This window comes from Shinella lacus (assembly GCF_010994755.1).
Taxonomy (GTDB): domain Bacteria; phylum Pseudomonadota; class Alphaproteobacteria; order Rhizobiales; family Rhizobiaceae; genus Shinella; species Shinella lacus.
The window spans coordinates 18,982-42,445 of the sequence record NZ_WHSB02000002.1 but is presented as its reverse complement, the minus strand read 5'-3'; the positions used below and the strand labels follow the sequence as shown (position 1 = coordinate 42,445).

Annotated in this window: 25 protein-coding genes; 16 read left to right on the top strand and 9 right to left on the bottom strand. The window is 63.8% G+C overall.

Going from position 1 to position 23,464, the window contains the following annotated elements; translation table 11 throughout:
- The first annotated feature begins 207 nt into the window (after window positions 1–207).
- From GB927_RS04725 to GB927_RS04700, 6 genes are all read left to right on the top strand, one after another.
- Window positions 208–1,206 (top strand): ABC transporter substrate-binding protein, encoded by a 999-nt coding sequence (locus GB927_RS04725; RefSeq protein WP_256115479.1) that lies wholly within the window; start codon window positions 208–210, stop codon window positions 1,204–1,206.
- A 258-nt stretch (window positions 1,207–1,464) separates the two neighbouring features.
- Window positions 1,465–2,376 carry an ABC transporter permease gene (locus GB927_RS04720; protein ID WP_256115478.1) on the top strand — a complete coding sequence of 304 codons (912 nt, stop codon included), beginning with the start codon at window positions 1,465–1,467 and terminating at the stop codon, window positions 2,374–2,376.
- Window positions 2,369–3,412, top strand: coding sequence for a quaternary amine ABC transporter ATP-binding protein (locus tag GB927_RS04715; protein ID WP_256115477.1), 1,044 nt, complete (start codon window positions 2,369–2,371; stop codon window positions 3,410–3,412). The genes GB927_RS04720 and GB927_RS04715 overlap by 8 nt, the downstream gene beginning before the upstream one ends.
- 209 nt (window positions 3,413–3,621) lie before the next feature.
- A complete protein-coding gene (bmt, locus tag GB927_RS04710; protein WP_256115476.1) occupies window positions 3,622–4,644 on the top strand; it encodes a betaine--homocysteine S-methyltransferase in 1,023 nt (340 codons plus the stop codon).
- A gap of 155 nt (window positions 4,645–4,799) precedes the next feature.
- Complete coding sequence (locus GB927_RS04705; RefSeq protein WP_256115475.1) at window positions 4,800–5,129, top strand: DUF1330 domain-containing protein; 330 nt, start codon at window positions 4,800–4,802, stop codon at window positions 5,127–5,129.
- A 24-nt stretch (window positions 5,130–5,153) separates the two neighbouring features.
- Window positions 5,154–5,525 carry a DUF4180 domain-containing protein gene (locus GB927_RS04700; RefSeq protein ID WP_256115474.1) on the top strand — a complete coding sequence of 124 codons (372 nt, stop codon included), beginning with the start codon at window positions 5,154–5,156 and terminating at the stop codon, window positions 5,523–5,525.
- Window positions 5,526–5,534: 9 nt separating this feature from the next.
- Here the strand turns inward: GB927_RS04700 and GB927_RS04695 are convergent, their stop codons facing one another.
- Complete coding sequence (locus tag GB927_RS04695; RefSeq protein WP_256115473.1) at window positions 5,535–6,668, bottom strand: aminotransferase class I/II-fold pyridoxal phosphate-dependent enzyme; 1,134 nt, start codon at window positions 6,666–6,668, stop codon at window positions 5,535–5,537.
- Complete coding sequence (locus GB927_RS04690) at window positions 6,665–7,309, bottom strand: helix-turn-helix transcriptional regulator (RefSeq protein WP_256115472.1); 645 nt, start codon at window positions 7,307–7,309, stop codon at window positions 6,665–6,667. Before GB927_RS04690 ends, GB927_RS04695 begins: the two co-directional genes overlap by 4 nt.
- Before the next feature lie 127 nt (window positions 7,310–7,436).
- Here GB927_RS04690 and GB927_RS04685 point away from each other — a divergent pair, with 127 nt between their 5' ends.
- Window positions 7,437–7,784, top strand: coding sequence for a hypothetical protein (locus tag GB927_RS04685; RefSeq protein WP_256115471.1), 348 nt, complete (start codon window positions 7,437–7,439; stop codon window positions 7,782–7,784).
- Here GB927_RS04685 and GB927_RS04680 read toward each other — a convergent pair.
- The 6 genes from GB927_RS04680 to GB927_RS04655 form a co-directional block, all read right to left on the bottom strand.
- Window positions 7,769–8,653 carry a LysR family transcriptional regulator gene (locus GB927_RS04680; RefSeq protein ID WP_256115470.1) on the bottom strand — a complete coding sequence of 295 codons (885 nt, stop codon included), beginning with the start codon at window positions 8,651–8,653 and terminating at the stop codon, window positions 7,769–7,771. The two genes, GB927_RS04685 and GB927_RS04680, sit on opposite strands and share 16 nt — an antisense overlap.
- A gap of 349 nt (window positions 8,654–9,002) precedes the next feature.
- On the bottom strand, window positions 9,003–11,051 hold the full coding sequence (locus tag GB927_RS04675; protein ID WP_256115469.1) for a vWA domain-containing protein: 2,049 nt from the start codon (window positions 11,049–11,051) through the stop codon (window positions 9,003–9,005).
- Window positions 11,052–11,065: 14 nt separating this feature from the next.
- Complete coding sequence (locus GB927_RS04670) at window positions 11,066–11,587, bottom strand: RNA polymerase sigma factor (RefSeq protein WP_256115468.1); 522 nt, start codon at window positions 11,585–11,587, stop codon at window positions 11,066–11,068.
- A gap of 81 nt (window positions 11,588–11,668) precedes the next feature.
- A complete protein-coding gene (locus GB927_RS04665; RefSeq protein WP_256115467.1) occupies window positions 11,669–12,421 on the bottom strand; it encodes a phosphodiester glycosidase family protein in 753 nt (250 codons plus the stop codon).
- 46 nt (window positions 12,422–12,467) lie between these two features.
- A complete protein-coding gene (locus GB927_RS04660) occupies window positions 12,468–13,160 on the bottom strand; it encodes a 4Fe-4S dicluster domain-containing protein (RefSeq protein WP_256115466.1) in 693 nt (230 codons plus the stop codon).
- 107 nt (window positions 13,161–13,267) lie between these two features.
- The gene (locus GB927_RS04655) at window positions 13,268–14,854 is read right to left on the bottom strand and encodes a trimethylamine methyltransferase family protein (protein ID WP_256115465.1); all 1,587 of its coding nucleotides are present in this window, start codon (window positions 14,852–14,854) and stop codon (window positions 13,268–13,270) included.
- Between the two features lie 338 nt (window positions 14,855–15,192).
- On the opposite strand from GB927_RS04655, the gene GB927_RS04650 reads away from it, so the two are divergent.
- Entirely contained in the window at window positions 15,193–15,891 is a 699-nt protein-coding gene (locus GB927_RS04650; RefSeq protein WP_256115463.1) for a corrinoid protein, read from the top strand.
- Window positions 15,892–15,944: 53 nt separating this feature from the next.
- Here the strand turns inward: GB927_RS04650 and GB927_RS04645 are convergent, their stop codons facing one another.
- Entirely contained in the window at window positions 15,945–16,103 is a 159-nt protein-coding gene (locus GB927_RS04645) for an entericidin domain-containing protein (RefSeq protein ID WP_256115462.1), read from the bottom strand.
- A gap of 17 nt (window positions 16,104–16,120) precedes the next feature.
- Here GB927_RS04645 and GB927_RS04640 point away from each other — a divergent pair, with 17 nt between their 5' ends.
- The 8 genes from GB927_RS04640 to GB927_RS04605 all read left to right on the top strand — a co-directional run bounded on the left by GB927_RS04640 (window position 16,121) and on the right by GB927_RS04605 (window position 23,319).
- Window positions 16,121–16,762 (top strand): DUF1638 domain-containing protein, encoded by a 642-nt coding sequence (locus GB927_RS04640; protein WP_256115461.1) that lies wholly within the window; start codon window positions 16,121–16,123, stop codon window positions 16,760–16,762.
- A 97-nt stretch (window positions 16,763–16,859) separates the two neighbouring features.
- Window positions 16,860–17,642 (top strand): formyl transferase, encoded by a 783-nt coding sequence (locus GB927_RS04635; RefSeq protein ID WP_256115460.1) that lies wholly within the window; start codon window positions 16,860–16,862, stop codon window positions 17,640–17,642.
- Window positions 17,643–17,842: 200 nt separating this feature from the next.
- Complete coding sequence (locus GB927_RS04630) at window positions 17,843–18,145, top strand: virulence factor (RefSeq protein WP_256115459.1); 303 nt, start codon at window positions 17,843–17,845, stop codon at window positions 18,143–18,145.
- On the top strand, window positions 18,138–18,737 hold the full coding sequence (locus GB927_RS04625; RefSeq protein WP_256115458.1) for a methylenetetrahydrofolate reductase C-terminal domain-containing protein: 600 nt from the start codon (window positions 18,138–18,140) through the stop codon (window positions 18,735–18,737). Before GB927_RS04630 ends, GB927_RS04625 begins: the two co-directional genes overlap by 8 nt.
- A 3-nt stretch (window positions 18,738–18,740) precedes the next feature.
- The gene (locus GB927_RS04620; protein WP_256115457.1) at window positions 18,741–19,835 is read left to right on the top strand and encodes a methylenetetrahydrofolate reductase; all 1,095 of its coding nucleotides are present in this window, start codon (window positions 18,741–18,743) and stop codon (window positions 19,833–19,835) included.
- Between the two features lie 90 nt (window positions 19,836–19,925).
- Complete coding sequence (locus tag GB927_RS04615) at window positions 19,926–20,888, top strand: methyltetrahydrofolate cobalamin methyltransferase (protein WP_256115456.1); 963 nt, start codon at window positions 19,926–19,928, stop codon at window positions 20,886–20,888.
- A gap of 1 nt (window position 20,889) precedes the next feature.
- Window positions 20,890–21,213 carry a hypothetical protein gene (locus GB927_RS04610; RefSeq protein ID WP_256116164.1) on the top strand — a complete coding sequence of 108 codons (324 nt, stop codon included), beginning with the start codon at window positions 20,890–20,892 and terminating at the stop codon, window positions 21,211–21,213.
- A 33-nt stretch (window positions 21,214–21,246) separates the two neighbouring features.
- Window positions 21,247–23,319, top strand: coding sequence for an ASKHA domain-containing protein (locus tag GB927_RS04605; protein WP_256115455.1), 2,073 nt, complete (start codon window positions 21,247–21,249; stop codon window positions 23,317–23,319).
- The last annotated feature ends 145 nt before the right edge of the window (window positions 23,320–23,464 follow it).

The window sequence follows — 23,464 nt, the reverse complement described above, 5'->3', positions numbered from 1 at the left end:
CGTACGAGAAGACGACGCCGGTGACAGGGTTCCGCCGGCGGACCAGAAAAAAGCTCGGCGTCGTTGCAGCAGGGGGATTTGGCTCGCCTCACCTGGCATCGAACCTCCATGGCTGCCGTAAAACTTTCGGGCAGACGGGACAACGCAGTAGCCTGCGCTGCCTTCCGGGTTGATCGCTGCATCCAAGACTGGGAGGTCTTAAAACTCATGAAGAAGCTCCTTGCTTCCACTATCCTCGCTGCCGGCCTCTACGGCTTTGCCGGTGCCGCCCAGGCGGCCGATTGCGGTGAAGTTTCGATCGCCGAAATGAACTGGGCGTCTGCCGGCGTTGCCGCGCATGTCGACAAGCTCATTCTCGAAAACGGCTACGGCTGCACGGTCACGCTGGTGACCGGCGACACCATGCCGACCTTCACCTCGATGAACGAAAAGGGCGAGCCGGACGTCGCACCCGAAATGTGGGTGAACGCCGTGCGCACACCGCTCGACGCGGCCATCGCCGAAGGCCGGCTGATCCAGCTCGCTCCCCTTCTCTCGGAAGGTGGCGTGGAAGGCTGGTGGATTCCGAAATTCTTTGCCGACGCCCATCCGGACATCAAGACCGTTCAGGACGCGCTAAAGCATCCCGACCTCTTCCCGGCGCCGGAAGACGCCTCGAAGGGCGCCGTGCACAATTGCCCGTCGGGCTGGAACTGCCAGGTCTCGACCGCCAACCTCTACAAGGCGCTGAACGCCGATGCCGACGGCTTCGAGCTGGTCGACACGGGCTCCGCAGCCGGCCTCGACGGCTCGATCGCCAACGCCTTCGAAAAGCAGACCGGCTGGCTCGGCTACTACTGGGCGCCGACCGCCATTCTCGGCAAATACGAGATGACGCGCCTGTCCTTCGGCGTCGAGCACAACAAGGCCGACTGGGACGCCTGCACGGCGGTTCCGGACTGCGCCGATCCCAAGGTCAACTCCTACCCGACCTCGGACGTTTTCACCGTCGTGACCAAGTCCTTCTCCGAAAAGGCCGGCGTCGCCATGGACTATATGAAGACCCGCCAGTGGGACAACGGCACGGTCGGCAAGGTTCTCGCCTGGATGACCGACAACCAGGGCACGAACGAGGATGCTGCCAAGTACTTCCTCGAAAACTATCCGGACATGTGGACCAAGTGGGTCGCCCCGGACGTCGCAGAGAAGGTCAAGGCCGCCCTCTGACGCACTCTCGCCGGCAGCCTTCCCCGGCTGCCGGCCCTTTCGCGACCTGAACGAGGACGCTGGCTTTTTGCCTGACGCCCGCCCAAGAAACTGCAGAGGTCGCAAACAGCACAGTATCAAGCGGCAGTTCGTGCGAAGACGAACTGCAAGCCGGGAACCAGAACAAGAATATCCCTGTGCGCACCGTTCCGTTCGCAATTGCAAACTCGTTTCTTTGCGATGCGGGACAATAACTTCCGGTAGAAAGAGGGGAAAAGGATGGCAGGCATATGCGAATTGTTGCCAGGCTTTCTATGCAAGTTTCCGGCCTTCAGTGACGCCAGCGTCCGCGCGGCACGAAAAGTCATCGACGACGGCTTCAAGGGCCTCGTCAGAGAATATGTGAACATCATCGATGCAATGGTGCAGCCATTGCAGTGGTTCCTGAACTATCTCGAACGGCTGTTTGTCAGTTCACCCTGGCCGATCATCCTGATCATCATGGTGGCGATCGTCTATTTCGGCAGCCGCAACATGAAGATTACCATCGGCACCGCACTGTCGATGCTCGCCATCGGCCTGCTGGGCCTGTGGAACGACACGATGGTGACGCTCGCCATGGTGACGGTCTGTACGATGATCGCGATCATCGTCGGCATACCGATCGGCATCGTCATGGCGCGCTCCGACCGGGTGCAGTCCTTCGTCAACCCCGTGCTCGACGTGATGCAGACGATGCCGAGCTTCGTCTATCTCATCCCCGTCGTCATGATCTTCGGCATCGGCAAGGTGCCGGGGCTGATCGCGGTCGTCATCTATGCCGTGCCACCGATGATCCGCCTCACCAATCTCGGCATCCGGCTCGTCGACAAGGAAGTGCTGGAGGCGGCGGATGCCTTCGGTTCCTCCGGCTGGCAGAAGCTCAAGAACGTGCAGATGCCGCTCGCCCTTCCAACGATCATGGCCGGCATCAACCAGACCATCATGATGTCGCTCGCCATGGTCGTCGTCGCCTCGATGGTCGGTGTGGGCGGTCTCGGCAAGAACGTGCTGCAGGCCATCAACAACCAGTTCTTCACGGTCGGGTTCCTCAACGGGTTCGCGCTCGTGGCCATCGCCATCATTTTCGACCGTACGAGCCAGGCCTATGGCAGACGGCTGCAGAAGCATTCGGAGGTAATTCATGGTTAGTCATGCAATCGAGGTCCGCAATCTCTACAAGATCTTCGGACCCCGCGGCGGCGACTATGTCGATGCAGTCAAGAAGGGTCTCGGCAAGGCGGAACTGAACCAGAAATATGGCCATGTGCTGGGCCTGCGCGACATCAACATCTCGATGCCGGCCGGCGGCATCATGGTGGTGATGGGCCTCTCCGGCTCCGGCAAGTCGACGCTGATCCGCCACATCAACCGGCTGATCGACCCGACCGCCGGCGAAGTGCTCTACGACGGCGTCGACGTCTGTAAGATGAGCGAGAACGACCTTCGCGAATTCCGCCGCCACAAGACGGCGATGGTGTTCCAGAAGTTCGCGCTGCTGCCGCACCGCACGGTTCTGGAAAACACCGTCTACGGCCTGGAAATCCAGGGTGTCGGCGCCGCCGATCGTGAAAAGCGGGCCAAGCAGTGGATCGAGCGCGTCGGCCTTGCCGGCTTCGAGAACCACTACCCGAACCAGCTATCGGGCGGCATGCAGCAGCGCGTGGGCCTCGCCCGGGCGCTCACCAACGATGCCGATATCCTCCTGATGGACGAAGCCTACTCGGCGCTCGACCCGCTGATCCGCGTCGACATGCAGACCGTGCTTCTCGATCTCCAGAAGGAGCTCAGGAAAACCGTCGTCTTCATCACGCACGATCTCGACGAGGCGCTGCGCCTCGGCGACAAGATCGCCATCCTGCGCGACGGCCTGGTCGTTCAGCAGGGCACCGGCCAGGAAATCGTGCTGAACCCGGCCGACGAATACATCACTGCCTTCGTGAAGGAAGTGAACCGCGGCCGCGTGGTGAATGTCGAGACGATCATGGCGCCGCTGTCCGGCAACCCGGAAGGCATGCCGATCGTCAAGGGCACAGTGCTGGAAGTGGCGGCCCGCGCCATGACGGCCGTCAACCAGACGCTCGCCCATGTCGTCGACGAATCCGGCAAGCCGATCGGCGCCCTCAGCCTCAGCGCCATCATCTCCAGCATGGTGACGCCGACAAGCCACGAGGCGAAGGCGGCCTGAAGCACGCCCTCTCCTCCGTCATCCTCGGGCTTGACCCGAGGATCCACATCCGCGGCGTGCCGGTGGATGGATGGTCGGGTCAAGCCCGACCATGACGAAGGGAGGTATTGTTTTCTTGAGCGCCCTCGCGGGCGCTCTTTTCTTTTACCGGCGACACACGATTGCAATCACATAAAGAAATCTTTATATGATGCGATAAACAGAAGGATATGCCGATGACCGCGCCGAACCCGCTTGCTGAGCTGCTTGCCGAAAAGCCCTTCCTGCTTGCCGATGGCGCAACCGGGACCTCGCTCTTCGCCATGGGCCTCGAAGCCGGGGAAGCGCCGGAGCTTTGGAACGAGGCGAAGCCGGAAAACATCACCAAGCTCCACCAGGACTTCGTCGATGCCGGCGCGGACATTATCCTCACCAACACGTTTGGCGGCACGCGCCATCGCCTGAAGCTGCACCATGCGCAGGACCGCGTCTTCGACCTCAACAAGAGGGCCGCCGAGATCGCCCGTGCCGTTGCCGACAAGGCCGATCGCAAGGTCATCGTCGCCGGCTCCGTCGGCCCGACGGGGGAACTGCTCGTGCCGCTCGGCGCGATGACCTATGACGACGCCGTCGCCGCCTTCGTCGAGCAGATCGAGGGCCTGAAGGCCGGCGGCGCCGATGTTGCCTGGATCGAGACCATGTCGTCGCCGGAAGAGATCCGCGCCGCCGCCGAAGGTGCGGCCAAGGTCGGCTTGCCCTTCGTCTATACCGGCTCGTTCGATACCGCCGGCAAGACCATGATGGGCCTGCACCCGCGGGATATCCACGGCGTTGCCGGCGATATCGGCGAAGGTCCGCTTGCGGTCGGCGCGAACTGCGGCGTCGGCGCCTCCGACATCCTCTCCTCGCTGCTCGACATGACCGGCGCCGATCCGTCCGCGACCGTGGTCGTCAAGGGCAATTGTGGCATTCCGGAATATCGCGGCGCGGAAATCTACTATTCCGGCACGCCGCCGCTGATGGCCGAATATGCGCGCCTTGCCCGCGATGCCGGCGCGCGCATCATCGGCGGTTGCTGCGGCACCTCCTGCGAGCACCTCGCCGCCATGCGGGTGGCGCTCGACGCCCACGAGCCGCGCGAACGCCCGGCACTTGCGACGATCATCGAGCGAATTGGCCCGCTGCGCAACAAGACCGCCGACGAAAGCGCCGCCCAGCCGGCCCGCGAACGCAGCAGCCGCCGCCGCGGCTGAGCCCTATCGAAGGGTCATGCTTGAGCCGCCCCGGCAAACACCGCGGGCGGCTTTTTCTTGCGCGTAGGCCTTGGCATTACCTGCAAGGTAATCGATCCGCCGCACCCGACCGCCTAGTCTGCCTGTCAACGAAACCCGTTCACAGGAGAACCCCGATGACCACCTACGCCCTCGCCCACCTGCACAATGTCACGATGGGTCCGCAGATCGTCGCCTATCTGGAGGGGATCGACGCCACCATGGCACCCTTCGGCGGCAAGTTCGTGATCCATGGCGACGGCAACAAGCGCGTGCTGGAAGGCAGCTTCGCCGGCGACGTGATCATGCTGTCCTTCCCGACACGCAAGGACGCCGAGGGCTGGTATGCATCCGAGGCCTACCGCGCGATCCTGCCGCTTCGCACACTGAATTCGGTGGGCGACGTGCTGCTGATCGACGGCGTCGACGATGATCATAAAGCGACCGACATTCTGAAGAAGGTATAGGCCCGAACGACGACGGAGACTCAGATGACGAACACGATGGACATGGCCGGCACGAAAGTTCTCGTCCTCGCCATTGACGGACCGCCGATCGCGACGGAAGCGGACGGCAACGACATTATCGGCGAAGCGTTCTCGACGGAGGCAGAACTGATCGCCATTCCGGTGGAACGCCTCGGCCCGGATTTCCTCCGGCTCGAAACCCGTATCGCCGGCACCGTCTTCCAGAAATTCGTCAACTATCACCTGCGCTGCGCCATCATCGGCGACATCGCCCCGCTGCTCGAAAACAGCAAGGCGCTCAGCGATTTCGTGCGCGAGACGAACAAGGGCCGGTCGATCTGGTTTCTCGCAAGCCTCGATGACCTGCGGGCAAAACTCACCCGCGTGGGTGCCTGACGAGACCGATCAGGCGCCGGCCAGAAACGCCCGCCACGCGACAAGCCCCGCATCGATATTGCGCCGCCCGACGCCGACGCGAAAACGGTCCATCGGTACGGGCAGGAGGTCGGAGACGTAGAGGGTGGAGGGCAGGAGCAGCACGCCCTTCTCCTCCACCAGCCGGCGGCAATGCTCTTCCACGCCGTCCTTGCCGAGATAGCGCGGAAACGCGACGCAGCCGCCATCCGGAGCTGCCCAGTCGTAGAGATGCGGGAAATCGGCAAAGAAAGCGCCGATCTTGACCATGTTTTCCGCGCAGAGCGCGCGGTTGCGGGCAAAGATAGTCTCGCGCGCCTTGATCGCGATACCTGCCAGCACTTCGGAAGGCCGCGCGTTGCAGATGGAGAGGTAGTGTTTCATCTTCTCCATGCGGGCGAGAAGTGCATGGTCGCGGCAGGCGATCCAGCCGATGCGCAGGCCCGGCAGGCCATAGGCCTTCGACATCACGTTGAGCGAAATGCCCGTGTCGAACAGGTCCGCCGCCTGCGGCAGGCGCTTTTCCGCATCGATCTCCAGCCCGCGATAGACCTCGTCGGAGAAGAGATGGATGCCGCGCTCAGCGCAGAGATCGGCGAGGCCGCGAAAGATATCCTGGTCGGCAATGGCGCCTGTCGGATTGTTCGGGAAATTGACGGCGATGAGCCTGGTTTCCGGCCGCAGCGCCGCACGCACCTCGTCGAGATCGAGCTGCCAGCGGTTTTCCGCCCGCAGCGCCACGCCCGTGACATTGCCGGTGATCGTCACCGGCATAGTCTCCATCGACTGGTAGTTCGGCACGGTGACGATGGCGTGGTCGCCCGGCGAAAGCAAAGCCAGCATGGCGCAATAAAGCCCCTCCTCCGCACCGGCGAAGGTCAGGATATCGGCGCCCGAGAGGGTGTCGTAGGTGGTGGCGATGGTGTCGCGCAGCGCCGGCGCGCCCCAGGTCTCGGTATAACCGAGCGAGACGCGCTCCCACGCCTCTCGGTCTTCCGGGCCGGCGAGAGCCAGGAGGTCGGACATGGTCATTGTCTCGGCATCGCTTGCCGTCATGTGGTGGCGCGCCTTGAACTCCCAGCGCGAAAAATGGGTTTCGAGGCGGAAATCCGGCAGCGTGGTCATGATGTCCTGTCTTTCTGGCTGCGCCGGGCATCGGCGAGATAATTGTAGATCGAGGCGCGCGAGGTGCCGATGAGGGAGGCTAGGTGATCGACGGCATTGCGCGTCTGGAACAGGCCGCGGCTGTCGAGGGCCGCGACGAGCGCCACCCGGTCGCCCTTCTTGAGGGCCGTCAGCGCCAGGCCGCGGGTGCGCAGCCAGTCGTGCAGCGCCGTGTTGATCTCCTCCCGCCAGTCGCCGGCAAAAAGCGAAGGCGGGCGTGGTGAGACGGCCCCGGTGAAGGCGGCGAGAAGTTTTGCGGCTGCGTCGAAATGCGAGACATCCATGTTGATGCAGAGGAGGCCAATCGCCTGGCCGTGATCGTCCTTCAGCACGGCGGTCACCGATTTCAGCCGCCGCCCATCCTCGCCGGTCTTTTCATAGGGGCCGTAGACGCCCCCTTCCCCCGCCCCTTCCAGCGCATCCTCGACGAGCGATTCTACGCCCGCCATGCGGCCGGAAAAAGCATTCCAGATGCCGGCGATCAGGCCCGTTTCGAGATCGTGCAGCACGATCTCGGCATGCGGATAGAACAGGGTCGAGATGGCCGCAGCCGTGGCAGTGTGCTGGCGAAGCAGCATATCGGCGTTTGATGAGTCGAACATGGCGGCAATCAATCCGACCGTGGATATTTTGTCAATATTGGATTTTTCATCCAAACATGCCCGACAGGCTTGCGACCGGTTTTTCCGCGGCCTATCCAGAAGCGACACGATTCTCTGGGGGATGACGATGAGCGCCGACCTTGCAGCCTTTCCGGACCGGCAGACCGTGGCCGACAAGCTTGCGGCGCTTGGCGAGGCCGACCAGGCCTATCTCCGCCTGCTGATGGAAAACGCCAAGCAGGACGAAAACCTGCTGGAAGGGCTGGCGCTGCATCTCGACCGCGCCGCAGACGCGCGTTTTCTCAACGCGCTGAAGCTGGAAAAGCTCGGCGAATGGCTTGGAACCGTAGCGCCGGCGCGCCTGCAGGTGCGGCTCACCGAAACCGCCCGCTCCAGTCAGCACGCCGCCTATGCCGCCTTCCGCGCGGGGCTCACCCGCTGCGGCGGCCTGGAACGGGCCTACCCGAAAGCCTGATCCGCCGCGGCCGCGACCGGACCGAAGGATTTGCGCAGCATGTCCGCCATGCCGTCGATCGCCGGCCCGCCGCGCCGCGGATTGCGCTTCAGCACGACACGCGAGGAATCGATCTGCGGAAAGCCGTCCGCGACCGTGAGTTCGCGCGCGCCCGGCGGGATATTGCTGCGCGAGAGCGGCGCGATGGTGAGGCCGCTCGCGACGGCGGAGCGCAGGCCCCCGCTGGTATCGCAGGTATAGGCGATGCGATACGGGATCGTGTGGCGCTCCAACGAGCGGAGCGCAAAATCCCGGCACCAGCTCGACCGCCAGTAGACGGCGACCGGCACCGGGCGCTCCAGATGCCGGTTATGCGCCACGGCGCCCACCCAGACGGTCGGGTCGATCGCCAGAAGCTCGCCGGAAACCCCGTCGCACCAGTCGAAGATGATGGCGAGGTCGAGCTCGTCTGCCTCCAGCGCCGCCAGTTGCTGGGACGTGTAGCCGCAGAGCACCGTCACCTCGATATTCGGGTGGATTTCGGCGAAGGCGGCGAGCGCATTGGGCAGGACCGTCTGGTTGTATTCTTCCGGAATGCCGACCCGCACCGGCCCGTCCAGCGGCGCCGTGCGCATGGCCGCCGTCGTCTCGTCGACCAGGCCGACGATGCGTCGCGCATAGGGCAACAGCCGCTTGCCGTCCATCGTCAGCGCGACGCCGCGCGGGCCGCGCTCGAAAAGCGTCGCGCCCACCGAGTCCTCCAGCTTGCGCACCTGCATGCTGATGGCCGATTGCGTGCGCGCGAGCCTCTCGGCCGCATGGGTGACATTGCCGGCCTGGGCCACGGCGACGAAAATTCTGAGCAGATCGCTTTCGAGAGGAGGATACATGGTGCCATCGCTTTTTCTGATGCCAGCCATAATTGCTATTCGTTTGTGAAATGTCTACCGCTTTGCTTGGCTCTGTCCGGAAATGGAAGGGCAAGGGCGATGAGCATTTTCCGAAGATGGATGAAGACGCTGGGAATGGCGGTGGCGCGGCGGCGTCAGGCCCGGGCGGAACGGGAGGCGTTCCAATTGATTCTCGCCCGCGGAGACGACCACCTGTTGCGCGACATTGGCTTGACGCTGCACGAGGCACAAACGATCGACCCTTCCCGCCTGGGGAAGGGTCGAAACGATACGGGGAATGGCTGGAGGGACTAAAGGCGGCCATTCCCCGCCATCGAGAGGAAGGACGTTATTGCGCCTTCTCCCCCGAAAGACCGCCGGCAAGCTGCACGAGCTTCAGGAATTCCGCCCGATAGCCGAAAGGATCCTCGCCCTTGGCCGCCTGCGCGAGGCCGAGGATCGAACCGTAGGCGTAATCCTGGAGGGCGGAGACGCCCTTCAGCTTCTGCCCGAAGGCGGCGACGGCGACGGAGAAGCGCACGTCCGTGGCGGCCGCATTCACGTCGGCGACCGCATTGGCGTCCGTCACCGGCATGGTGACGAGTTCGCTCGTGTCACTGTCCGGCTTCTTCCAGCGCATCTTCAGGAAGGCCAGTTCCGAACTGCCGGCGACCGGTGTTGCGGCCGCCTGCTCGTTGCCATAGCGCAGCGCATCGTTCAGCACGGCGGGGCTTCCCTTCGGCGTCACCTCGTAGATCGCGGTCACCCGGTGGCCGGAGCCGATATCGCCGGCATCCACCTTGTCGTTGTTGAAATCCTCGCGGTTGAGCACGCGGGTCTCGTAGCCGACCAGGCGATATTCGGCGATGCGCGCCGGGTTGAACTCGATCTGGAATTTTACGTCCTTGGCGATCGGGAAGAGCGAGGACCCCGCCTCCTCCACCAGCGTCTTCTGGGCTTCCGCCAGCGTATCGATATAGGCGGCGGTGCCGTTGCCGTTCTGCGCCAGGGTCTGCATCATACCGTCATTGTAGTTGCCGTGGCCGAAACCCAGAACCGAGAGGAAGATGCCGCTCTTGCGGCGCTCCTCGATGATGCGCTTCAGGTCCTCGTCGCTCGCCGGGCCGACATTGAAGTCACCGTCCGTCGCCAGCATGACGCGGTTGACGCCATCCTTCTTGAAGGCCTTCTGCGCCAGCCGGTAGGCCGCCTCGATGCCCTCCGCGCCGGCCGTCGAGCCGCCGGGCTGGAGATTGTCGATGGCGGACAGGATCTTGTCGCGCTCCTTTGCCTCCGTCGGCTCCAGCACCACGCCGGCATTGCCGGCATAGGTGACGATCGAGACCGTATCCGTATCCTTCAGCTTGCCGACGAGCAGGCGGAAGGCGCTCTTCAGGAGCGGCAGCTTGTCGGCCTCGTCCATCGAGCCGGACACGTCGATGAGGAAGACGAGGTTGGCGGAAGGCTGCGCCGTCGCCACCGTCTCGAAGCCCTTGATGCCGACATGGAGAAGCTGCGTGTCCTTGTTCCACGGCGTCGGCATGACGGTGACGGTGGCGTTGAACGGCTTGTCCGCCGTCTCCGGCCCCTTCCAGTCATAGGGGAAATAATTGACCATCTCCTCGACGCGCACTGCTTCCTGGTCCGGCAGGCTGCCGCCGAGCAGTGCGCTGCGCACATAGGAATAGGACGCCGTGTCGACATCCGCCGAGAAGGTCGAGACCGGATCGGTCGCAACGCTCTTTACCGGGTTCGGATCGGCGGAGGCGAAACGTTCGCGGTCTTCCGCCGGCATCGGCATGGCGATGCCATCCGCCACGATGGAGGGCTGCGCGATCGACCGGCTCAGCACGTCGACATTGGCGGCACCGCCGAGAGCGAAGGATTCCGGCACGGCCGCGGCCGCCTCCTTCTCCTCGCGCAGTTCGGCGACCGGCGCCTGCTCGGTGGCGAGCGTGCTGGTGGCCTGGGCCGTGTCGGCAGCCGTGGCCGCGGCGCCGTTTTCCGTGGTTGCCTCAAGTTCACCCTGAACCTTCTTGGCCTCCTGCTTGCGAAGGCGCACGTCCTGATCCACGGGCTTTGCCGCAATCTCCGTCTCGGTGGTGAGCGGCACGGTGCCGTTGCGCACCATTTCATAGGTGACGAGGCCGGCGACGGGCACGACGAGAAGCATGGCAAGGGCCGAGCCGGCGAGAAGTCTGCGGTTCATAATAGGGCTCCAAATTCGGTTGAACATGGAGCTTCGACGCCCGCCACCGGCAGAACCTTGGGGGGCGGCTACATTTTTTTCCGCATCGTCGAAAGCCTGCATGGCGGAGGCGAACGCGCGGGCGCGGGCCTCAGCATCCGGGGCCGGCGGTCTGCGGCGGGCGAGTTTGTCGAGGTCGAGGTCGGTCATCGTCTATCCTTCCGTCACGCAGCCGCATCGCGCAAAAGCACCTTCAGGCGCTTGCGGGCCTCGTGCACATGCCAGGAAATCGTCGTTTCGGCGCAGCCGAGCACGTCTGCCGCGGCGGCATGGCTCAGTCCTTCGCCGTAGATCAGCAGCACGGCATCGCGCTGCTTGTCGGGAAGCTGGCGCACGGCGTGCCACAGCTCCTCGCTGCCATCGTCGTCAGGCCGGCTGTCGAGCACCGCCTGCTCGCGCAGATACGCGGCATCGCGCCATTCGGCCCGGCGGCGCTTGCGCATCTGGTCGCGCGCCGCATTCAGTGTCACCGTATAGAGCCAGGTGCCGAAGCGGCTGGCACCCTTGAAGCCGCGGATCGCGGCGGCGAGGCGTATGCACACCTCCTGCGCCACATCCTCGGCATCCTGCCGGTCGCCGCACCATCGCCAGGCGACGGCATGGATGAAATCATAGCGGCCTTCGACAAGCGCGGCGAATGCCTGCCTGTCGCCCGATGCCGCCTTTTCGACGAGTTCTGTTTCCACGGGTCCATCCCGATTCCGGTGCACTATCCTTTCAGACGTGCGTCAGGCGGCAATCCTTGGGTGGCGGCGAAAGATTTTTTCTCAACCCGGCAGATTTTTCACGACGGCGATGATGGTGCCCATCACCGCACGCCGATCATGACGTCGAATTTCCGGGGAATAGAGGCTGGAAATGCTGCCGTCGAGGAAGAGCGCATTCCTGCATTGCAGCCGATCGCGAAACAGCGTCGCGAAATCGTGGAAGCGCACCGGATTCTTCGAGATCACAAAGGCGACGCGCCCATCCGGCATGATGCCGACGCCGTTGCGGATCTGGAAGCTGGTGCCGTCGGCGAGGAATTTCGGGTGGATGTTTCCATCCACCACCAGCATCGGCCCGGATTGCGTCGCCTCCTGCGGTGAAAGCCCGGCCTTTGCATAGGCTTCCGTCTCCATCACCCCCGCCTTGCCCTCGCCCACCCAGAACACGCCGTTCGGCTTCAAAAAGAAATTGCCGAAGGCATCCTCCCGGTTCAGCGCGCCGGTCTCGCGACCATGCTCAACCAATAGCCCGACCGGCCCATAATCCGGATGGTACATGCCGCCGTTCATGGCGAAGCTCATGTGCTGCCGGTTGTGCAGGAGATACGTGTTGAGCTGGTCATAACTCGCCCCGCCCTTGCCGAGCGTCGCCGCACCGTAAAGGCGGATCGTCTCCTTGGCCGGATCGAAGGTGCAGGCGGTGTAGCGGCCGGAAAGATGCTCGATCTCGGCGCATTTCGGCGGTTCGGCCATGGCGGTGCTCCGCAAGACGAAGGCGGCAAACAGGGTGGAGAAAAACAGAATTGCGCGCATGAACTCCTGGCTCGGATGGCAATGCGGCGAATTTAGCAGCGAACACTCAAAGCGACAGCGCCGCCATGTGGAAACGAAGCTGGGCGTCATTGTAACGGTAGATAGCACCGACGGGACAGGCGGCGCGGGCGAGACAGCCGGAGGCCATGCATCCGCCCTGACTTTCCAGCGAGCGCAGGTGGCCGCGGCAGGCCGGGACGTCAAACGCGTCCAGCCGCACGGCGTCGGCGGGACAGGTTGTGAGGCAAGGCTTGTCAGGACAGTGGTCGCAGGGATGCGGTGCCCTTGATGCCGGCACATGCTCGATGGGTTCCGCAAAACCGAGGGCGCCGCGATAGCCATGCCAGAGGCCGTAGACGGGGTGAATGAGGATGCCGAGCGGCGAGGCCTTCAGGCCCTCCGCGCGCATCGCCCATTGCTGGAAGGGTTGCCAGGGTGGGTCGGAGGGAAACCAGGTGGTCGCGCCGGCCGATGCAGCCACGGTTCGAAGAACCGCTTTCGACCAGGTGTCGAGCGGGTCGTCGCCACCGCGGTCGGGCTGTTCCTCCCGCCAGCGGGAAAAGGCCGGCCAGATGGAACTGCCGATATTGCCGACGAGTACGACGCTGGCGGCGGGGCGACCATCCATCAATGCCGGCGCCTCCTCGCCTTCCCCGAAATTCACGACACCGCGCAAAAAAAGACCGTGCGGCGCAAGCGCCGCACGGATGGTGTCGAGATCGGGGCGACGCGCCCTCACCGGGTCACGTCCCCTTTAAGTTCATAATGCGGACGCCAGACCTCTTTTTGAATCATGTCGGCCACCCGCGTCGCTCCGCCTTGCTCCCTGGCGCGATCGGGACCCTTTCAGGTGAAGGCGTCCGGCATGGAATTCTTGCGCTCGGCGACATAGGCAAGCAACGCGTCGTCGATCGCCGGGTCGAGATAGGGCGCCTCGTAGCTTTCCAGCCAGGTGCGGCAGAGCGCATTGGCCCGTTCCTCGATGCGCTTCTGGCCCTCGATTTCCCACTGCTCGAACGAGTTGTTGTCGGCGAGCGGCGAGCGGTAGAAGGCGGTCTGGAAGTTGGCCTGGGTATGGGCGCAGCCGAGATAGTGGCTGCCGGGACCGACTTCGCGGATGGCATCGAGCGCCTGCGCGTTTTCGGAAAGATCCACGCCCTCGGCCAGCTTCTGCATCATGCCGAGCTGGTCCTGGTCGATCATGAACTTCTCGTAGGACGAAACGAGGCCGCCTTCGAGCCAGCCTGCCGCATGCAGCACGAAATTCGTGCCGGCGAGCAGCGTCATGTTGATCGTGTTGGCCGATTCGTGGGCCGCCTGCGCATCCGGAACCTTAGAGCCGCAGAGCGAGCCGCCGGTACGGAACGGAATGCCGAGACGGCGGGCAAGCTGGGCCGCACCATAGGAAACCAGCGACGGCTCCGGCGAACCGAAGGTCGGCGCGCCCGACTGCATGGAGATCGAGGCCGCGAACGTGCCGAACAACACCGGCGCGCCCTTGCGGATGAGCTGGGTGAAGGAGGCGCCGGCGAGAACTTCGGCAAGGATCTGCGTCAGCGTACCGGCGACAGTCACCGGGCTCATGGCGCCCGACAGGATGAACGGCGAAACCACGCAGGCCTGGTTATGCCGGGCATAGACCTTCAGCGCGCCCACCATGGTCTCGTCGAAGACCATCGGCGAGTTGGCGTTGATGAGGTTCAGCGTCACGCAATTGTTCTCGACGAACTCCTCGCCGAAGACGAGCTTCGCCATGGCGATCGTGTCTTCCGCGCGCTCAGGTGCGGTGACCGAGCCCATGAACGGCTTGTCGGAATATTTGATGTGGCTGTAGACCATGTCGAGGTGACGCTTGTTCACCGGCACGTCCACCGGCTCGCAGACCGTGCCGCCCGACGAATGCATCGACGGCGCCAGATAGGCGAGTTTCACGAAGTTGCGGAAATCCTCGATCGTCGCATAACGGCGGTTACCTTCGAGGTCGCGCACGAACGGAGGGCCGTAGACCGGCGCGAAGACGGTGGCCTTGCCGCCGATCTGAACATTGCGCTCGGGATTGCGGGCATGCCAGGTGAACTGCGACGGCGCGGTCTTCAGGAGTTCGCGGCAGAGGCCCTTGGGGAAATGCACGCGCTCGCCGCGCACGTCGGCGCCGGCTTCCTTCCACAGCGCCAGCGCTTCCGGGTCCTCGCGGAATTCGATGCCGATCTCTTCCAGCACGCGGTCGGCATTGTTCTCGATCAGCTGCAGGCCTTCTTCGTCGAGGACCTCGTATTCCTTGATCTTGCGGGTGATGTAGGGCAGCGACGGGCCTGGACCGCCGCCCGTGCGCGATGCACGCCGCGCGGCGGCACCACGTCCCTCACCACGCGAACGGCGGCCGCCGCCTTCGCTTGCGCCCTCGGCTGCCACCTGCTGGATTTCCTCGCTCATGATCCGTCTTTCCTTGTTATCGCGGCGCATCGCGACGCCTCTTTTCCTATGCTAGCAAGCCGCCGGGGCGGGACGGTTCTCAATGCGCCAAGCCGTGGCGCACGCTGGATACCGGCTTGGCGCGGACTATAGCGGGAATGCCACGGCGATCGTAGCGCCATTCGCTTGTTTGCGCTGTCAATTCACGGCTTTGCGGGCTATGGATGGAACAAGAGTTCGGCGGGTCGCTTTTCACTGTATGCGACGTCGCTTTCAACATCGGGTTCGTGCAACAGGCAGGATATTTCTGTGTAACGGGCCTGCTGCGTGGCAAGCGCCAATGGAGACGAGGAAACACCATGGCTGACGACGATATCATTCTCGCCGACCTTTCCGACGAAGAGCTTGTGCAGCAGATGCACGACGACCTCTACGACGGCCTGAAGGAGGAAATCGAAGAGGGCACGAACATCCTGCTCGAACGCGGCTGGGCACCCTACGACATCCTCACCCAGGCCCTCGTCGAAGGCATGCGCATCGTCGGCGTCGACTTCCGCGACGGCATCCTGTTCGTGCCGGAAGTACTGCTCTCCGCCAATGCGATGAAGGCCGGCATGTTCATCCTGCGTCCGCTTCTCGCCGCCACCGGCGCGCCGAAGCAGGGCAAGATGGTCATCGGCACCGTCAAGGGCGATATCCACGACATCGGCAAGAACCTCGTCGGCATGATGATGGAAGGTGCCGGCTTCGACGTCGTCGACCTCGGCATTAACAACCCGGTCGAAAACTACCTGGAAGCCATCGAGCGCGAACAGCCGGACATCCTCGGCATGTCGGCGCTGCTGACCACCACCATGCCCTACATGAAGGTCGTCATCGACACGATGAAGGAAAAGGGCCTGCGCGACGACTACGTCGTTCTCGTCGGCGGAGCGCCGCTGAACGAGGAATTCGGCAAGGCCGTCGGTGCGGACGCCTATTGCCGCGACGCGGCCGTGGCGGTCGAAACGGCCAAGGAATTCATGAAGCGCAAGCACAACATGCTGGCTGGCGCCTGAAACCCGAATTGCGACGGCGCCGGTCTTGAATCGGCGCCATTCGCTCACGACGTTTAGTTTGCGGCGTTGTCGATGTCGTTGCCAGCGGCCTGCGTCGCATCCACGGCATTGGCCGTATCCCGACCCATGCCGCGAATGGTGTTGCCGCAGGCGCTGAGTGCCAGGAGTGCGGCGAGAACGATGCTGATGCGGGTCAGGTGTGTCCCAGTCATGGTCGGAGTCCCTCTACATGGATGCGGTTGACGTAGAACTTCAGCTCGGAAGTCCGAGCGATGAACGCACGAAAGCCGAAAAGGTTCGCGTCATCGCGTGCGGCGCCATCGCGCGCGAGGTTCTGGCCATCCGTAATGCCAACGGGCTCGACCATATCGACCTTCTCTGTCTGCCCGCCATCTGGCATGCCCACCCCGAAAAGATCGCCCCCGGCGTCGAAAAAGCCGTCGAGGAGGCGCGTGCGGCCGGTTTCGAGCGCGTCTTCGTCGGTTATGCCGATTGCGGCACCGGCGGTCTGCTCGACAAGGTCTGTGAAAGGCTCGGCGTCGAGCGCATCGCCGGCCCGCACTGTTATTCCTTCTTCGCGGGCAACGAGGCTTTCGCGGCAACGGAGGACGACGTCACGGCCTTCTTCCTCACCGATTTCCTCGCCCGCCAGTTCCGCGCCTTCGTCATCGAGCCGCTCGGGCTGGACCGCTATCCGCAGCTGAAGGACATGTATTTCGGCAATTACACCAAGCTCGTCTATCTCTCGCAGGTCGAGGACGAAGGCTTGCAGAAGAAGGCGCAGGAGGCGGCCGACTACCTGGGCCTTGCCTACGAATACCGCTTCACCGGCTATGGCGATCTCGGCGCCGAGCTGCTGCGCGCCCGCTAACCAATCCTTAGCCCTGCCGGGTAAATCCGCTGCCCCGGTTACCGCTTCCTAAGCCCTCGCGAGGATGATGCCGCCCAAACGAAGGCGAGGCTTGGACATGACGGAACGCGAAACACGGACGGAAACGGTGGCGATGCTCATCCAGCCCGGTCCCAACCCGGAAATCGTCGTCAATGCTGTGAAGGCCGCTTTCCCGAACCTCGTGGTTATCGAGGAACAGCCCGAATCGAAAAAGCTTTTCATCCGCCGGCGTGCGAAAAAGCTCGGCTGGATGCAGGCGCTCGGCCAGCTCGCCACCATGATGGTCTCCAAATTCGGCAAGCGCTTCACCACAGCCCGCGCTCAGGAAATCATTGAAGAGTTCGGCGTAAGCACGGCTATCGACTCGCGAATCCGCCGCATCATGGTGCCATCCGCCAACAGCCCGGAACTCTTGAAAGCCGTCGGCGACATCAGGCCGGCCGCATTGCTTCTCGTCAGCTGCCGCATGATGAAGGCGGAAACACTCTCCGCCATTGCCTGCCCCGTGCTCAATTTCCATGCCGGAATCAACCCGCAATATCGCGGCCTGCAGGGCGGCTACTGGTCGCGCATCCAGTCTGACGAGGCGAATTTCGGGGCGACCGTGCACCTCGTCGATCCCGGCGTGGACACCGGCGACGTGCTCTACCAGCAGCGGACGAAACCTTCCAAACGCGACACGATGCACACCTATCCGCTGCTCCAGACCGCGGCCTCCACGGGCATCGTCGTGCAGGCATTGCACGACGCCGTCGCCGGCAAGCTCAAGCCTTTGAAAATAGCGGCGCCCTCGCGGCAATGGTATCATCCGCCGATCTGGACCTGGCTCTGGAACGGCGTGACCCGCGGCATCTGGTAAAACCTCTGGACAGTCGAATCCGACGTCGTTTTTGAGCATGGGGCAGTCGTGGCGAAAGAAGCCCGCGACGCGGCCAGACCGCATTGTCAGCGCTAGAGCAATCCGGCGAAAACCATGCGACGGTTTTCCGTCCGGAGTTGCGAAAAATATAAGGAAGAGCGTTTTCGCGACCCGAAGAAACGCTCTGGGAGAATTTCGACATGGCAGACCGCATCATCGTCTACTGGCGCGACATCCCCGCCCAGGTCATCATCAAGAAGGGCCGCGCGACGGCCAAGCGCGAACTGTCGCTGCGCTTCACCGAGGCGATCGACATGTGCGCCATGCGCACCGGTGCCGCCGAGACGGACGATTACCTCGCCGAATGGCGCAAGGCCGATCCGGTACCCGTCTCCGATGACCTGGAGGCGGAAGCCGACAAGGCGGCCGCCGAATTCGAGGCGGCCTATGACCGCGAGCGCCTCGTCGCGCTCGTCAAAGCCGGAGGCCGCGAAAATGGCTGATCCGAAACCGGGGGCTGATCCGAAACCCGGCAATGCCGCGCCCGCCAAGAAGGCCGCCACCGGCGCCTTCACGCCGGCCGGCGTGTCGCCGAGCCGCCGTGCACGGCGCAAATACACGGTCCGCCTCTGGGCCGTGCGCAATTCCCGCTTCCTGGAATGGTTCTACCACCGCTTCGCCGATCTTTTCCTGCTGCTGCACCCGGTGTGGAAACTCTTCGGCTACCAGCGCGTTGAACGTCCGATCACCTTCGTCGAAAAGCATGTGAAGGGTTTCCTCTTCGACTGTCGCATGTGCGGCCAGTGCGCGCTGTCGTCCACGGGCATGTCCTGCCCGATGAACTGTCCCAAGCAGCTTCGCAACGGCCCCTGCGGCGGTGTTCGCGCCAATGGCAATTGCGAAGTGGAACCGGATATGCCCTGCGTCTGGGTCCAGGCGTGGAAGGGCTCGCAGAACATGGTGAAGGGGAATGCCATCATGAACGTGCAGAAGCCGGTGAACCAGTCGCTGCGCGAAACATCCTCGTGGCTGCGCGTCACCGCCGAAGCCGCCGCCGCCAAGGAAGCCGCTGCCGCAGCCGGAAAGGACGCCTGATCCATGGCGCATATCGACGAAAACCCGCTCGGCCCCCACCTGCCGCTCGATCCGCTGCCCGGCCATTCCTCCCTCGGCCGGTTGGAGCGCGTGCTGCGCCGCGGCGAATTCGCGGTCACGACCGAACTCAACCCGCCGGACAGCGCCAATCCGGAAGACGTCTACGAGCGCGCCGCGATCTTCGACGGCTGGGTGGACGGCATCAACGCGGTCGATGCGTCGGGCGCCAACTGCCACATGTCCTCCGTCGGCATCTGCGCGCTTTTGACCCGCATGGGCTATGCGCCGATCATGCAGATCGCCTGCCGCGACAAGAACCGCATCGCCATCCAGGGCGACGTCCTCGGCGGCGCCGCCATGGGCGTAACCAATATGATGTGCCTGACGGGTGACGGCGTGCAGGCCGGCGACCAGCCGGGTGCCAAGCCCGTCTTCGACTTGGATTGCATGTCGCTGCTCGAAACCGTGCGCATCATGCGCGACAACGGAAAATTCCTGTCCGGCCGCAAGCTGACGACGCCGCCCAAGGTGTTTCTCGGCGCCGCGATCAACCCCTTCGCCCCGCCCTACGATTTCCGCCCCTACCGGCTTGGCAAGAAGATCGAGGCGGGCGCGCAGTTCGTCCAGAGCCAGTATTGCTTCGACGTGCCGATGTTCCGGGAATACATGAAGAAAGTGCGCGACCTCGGCCTGCACGAAAAGTGCTTCATCCTCGTCGGCGTCGGCCCGATGGCATCGGCCAAGACCGCCAAGTGGATCCGCTCCAACGTGCCCGGCATCCATATTCCGGATTCCATCGTCGCGCGGCTTGAAGGCGCGCAGGACCAGAAGAAGGAAGGCAAGCAGCTCTGCATCGACATCATCAACGAGGTGAAGGAGATCGAGGGCGTTTCCGGCGTGCACGTCATGGCCTACCGCCAGGAAGAATATGTCGCAGAGATCGTGCATGATTCCGGCGTGCTGAAGGGCCGCCAGCCCTGGAAGCGCGAGCCGAACCCCGTCGACCAGATGGTGGCCGAGCGCATCGAGAGGACTCGCGAGGGCGTCGAACAGAACCAGCAGCAGATGGCGGAAATCGCCTCCCATCACCCCCATTGACCGCAGGCCGGTCGCCACCGGCCGGCACGCTTGTAACACGAAAAATCGCGCGCTAGACGTGGTCGAGCGCCCTGCCCCAGAGGATCCTATATGACACGCACCATCGTCGCCTCGGCCACCCGCGAAATCATCATCGGTTTCGACCAGCCCTTCTGCGTCATCGGCGAACGCATCAACCCGACGGGCCGCAAGAAGCTGGCCGCGGAAATGGCCGCCGGCAATTTCGAGACGGTCATCAAGGATGCGCTGGAACAGGTCGCCGCAGGCGCAACCATGCTCGACATCAATGCGGGCGTCACCTCCGTCAACCCGAACGAGACCGAGCCGGGCCTGCTGGTCCAGACGCTGGAGATCGTCCAGGGCCTCGTCGATATCCCGCTCGCGATCGACAGCTCCGTCACGGCCGCGATCGAAGCGGCACTGAAGGTCGCCAAGGGCCGCCCGCTGGTGAACTCCGTCACCGGCGAGGAAGAAAAGCTCGAAGCCATCCTGCCGCTCGTCAAGAAATACGACGTGCCGGTCGTCGCCATCTCGAACGACGAGACCGGCATCTCCATGGACCCGGACGTGCGCTTCGCCGTCGCCAAGAAGATCGTCGAGCGCGCCATGGACCACGGCATCAAGCCGCATGACATCGTCGTCGACCCGCTCGTCATGCCGATCGGCGCGCTGGGCGATGCCGGGCGCCAGGTGTTCCAGTTGCTCTATCGCCTGCGCAACGAACTGAAGGTCAACACGACCTGCGGCCTTTCCAACATCTCCTTCGGCCTGCCGCACCGCCACGGCATCAATGCCGGCTTCATCCCGATGGTCATCGGCGCCGGCATGACATCGGCCATCATGAACCCCTGCCGCCCGCAGGAAATGGAAGCCGTGCGCGCCGCAAACGTGCTTAATGGCACCGACCCGAACTGCACCAACTGGATCATGACCTATCGCGACCATAAGCCGGCCGAAGGCGGCGCAGTGGCTGCCGCTGCTTCGGGCCAGGCCGCCGGTGGCCGCCGCGGCGGTCGTGCAGCCCGCGCCGGTGCCGGCGCGGTGCGTGAATAGGATGGCGGGCGGGCGCCAGTTTCGTCGTGATGCCTTCAGCCTCTGGCTGGAGGCGCCGCTCGTCATCGCCATGCGCTGCCATGAGATGGGCTTTGCGGCGCTGACGGGATCGACGCAGAACACTGCGGAAATGACCAAGATGGTCACCGAAAAGATGGCTGCCACGGCGGAGAGCGTCGTGGCAGCCAATTTTGCTGTTGCAAAGGCCATGATGACGGCGGCATCACCCTCCGCCACGGCCCGCGCCGTCTCCGAGGCAGCGATAAAACCCTATGGCAAGCGGGTGCGGCGCAACGTAAAGCGCCTTGCCGCCAAGAAACGCTGACGGGCATTTTTTGCCCACAGGAAAGTACGACTGATGCGCTACGAAGGTGAGACCGAGACCAACATGACCGAAGCTTCGGCAAAAGAACCGCTGGTCCTCTTCATGCCCTCGGGCAAACGCGGCCGTTTCCCGGTCGGCACGCCCGTGCTCGAAGCCGCGCGCAAACTCGGCGTCTATGTCGAGAGCGTGTGCGGCGGGCGGGCGACCTGCGGGCGCTGTCAGATCGAGGTGCAGGAAGGCAATTTCGCCAAGCACAAGATCGTCTCCTCGCTCGACCACATTTCCGAAAAAGGGCCGAAGGAAGAGCGCTACGAAAAGATCCGCGGCCTGCCGGAAGGCCGCCGTCTATCCTGCTCCGCCCAGATCCTCGGTGATCTCGTGGTCGACGTGCCGCAGGACACGGTGATCAACGCGCAGGTCGTACGCAAGGCCGCGTCGGACCGTGTCATCGAGCGCAATGCCGCCATCCAGCTGTGTTACGTCGAGGTGGATGAGCCCGACATGCACAAGCCGCTCGGCGATCTCGACCGCTTGAAGGTCATGCTCGAAAAGGACTGGGGCTGGAAGGATCTCCTGATCGCGCCGCACCTCATTCCGCAGGTGCAGTCGATTCTCCGCAAGGGCAACTGGGGCGTCACCGCCGCCATCCACCGCGACATGGATTCATCGCGCCCCTTCATCGTCGGCCTGTGGCCGGGCCTCAAGAACGAGGCCTACGGCGTCGCCTGCGATATCGGCTCGACGACGATAGCCATGCATCTCGTCTCGCTGCTCTCCGGCCGCATCGTCGCCTCTTCCGGCACCTCCAACCCGCAGATCCGTTTCGGCGAAGACCTGATGAGCCGCGTCTCCTACGTCATGATGAACCCGGATGGCCGGGAAGCCATGACCAAGGCTGTGCGCGAGGCCGTCAACGGGCTGATCGGCAAGGTCTGCGCCGAGGGCGAGGTCGACCGGCACGACATCCTCGACATGGTTTTTGTCGCCAACCCCATCATGCACCACCTGTTCCTCGGCATCGACCCGACGGAACTCGGCCAGGCGCCCTTCGCACTCGCCGTCTCGGGCGCGCTGCAATACTGGGCGCATGAGCTGGAGATCGACGTCAACCGCGGCGCCCGGCTCTACACGCTGCCCTGCATCGCCGGCCATGTCGGCGCGGACGCGGCCGGCGCGACGCTGGCGGAAGGCCCCTACCGGCAGGATCGCATGATGCTGCTCGTGGACGTCGGCACCAATGCGGAAATCGTGCTCGGCAATCGCCAGCGCGTCGTCGCCGCTTCGTCTCCGACAGGCCCTGCCTTCGAAGGCGCCGAAATCTCCTCCGGCCAGCGCGCCGCGCCCGGCGCCATCGAGCGCGTGCGCATCGACCCGCAGACGCTGGAGCCGAAATTCCGCGTCATCGGCGTGGAAAAATGGTCGGACGAAGAGGGTTTTGCGGAAGCCGCCGCCAGCGTCGGCGTCACCGGCATCTGCGGCTCGGCGATCATCGAGGTCGTGGCCGAAATGTATCTCTCCGGCCTCATCTCGGAAGACGGCGTGGTCGATGGCGCGATGGCGGAGCGCAGCCCCCGCATTCTCCAGAACGGCCGCACCTTCTCCTACCTGCTGCATGACGGCGAGCAGCGCATCACGGTGACGCAGAACGACATCCGCGCCATCCAGCTCGCCAAATCCGCGCTCTATGCCGGCATCAAGCTGCTGATGGAAAAGCAGGGCGTCGACCATGTCGACACGATCCGCTTCGCCGGCGCCTTCGGCTCGTTCATCGATCCGAAATACGCCATGGTGCTCGGCCTCATTCCCGATTGCGACCTCAACGAGGTAAAGGCGGTCGGCAATGCCGCCGGCACAGGCGCGCTGATGGCGCTGCTCAACCGCGACCACCGCCGCGAAATCGAGCAGACAGTCAACCGCATCGAGAAGATCGAGACCGCGCTGGAGCCGAATTTCCAGCAGCTCTTCGTCAATGCCATGGCACTGCCGAACAAGGTCGATCCCTTCCCGGAACTCGCCAAGGTCGTGACGCTGCCGGAGCGCAAGGCGCCTGCCGACGATGGCGGCGGCGACGGTGGCGGACGCCGCAGGCGCCGCAGCCGCGAGTAAGGGGCGGCCGCAGTTACCATACGGATAAATCACCTCCAAAAAATTCCGTTTTGTTTCTGCGGTTTATCGGCATGCTGGGAGAATAGGACGGGGTCGTGGCGCGTTGATGGTGCAGCGATCCGCGCGCCCTCTGCTCCCTCCCGCT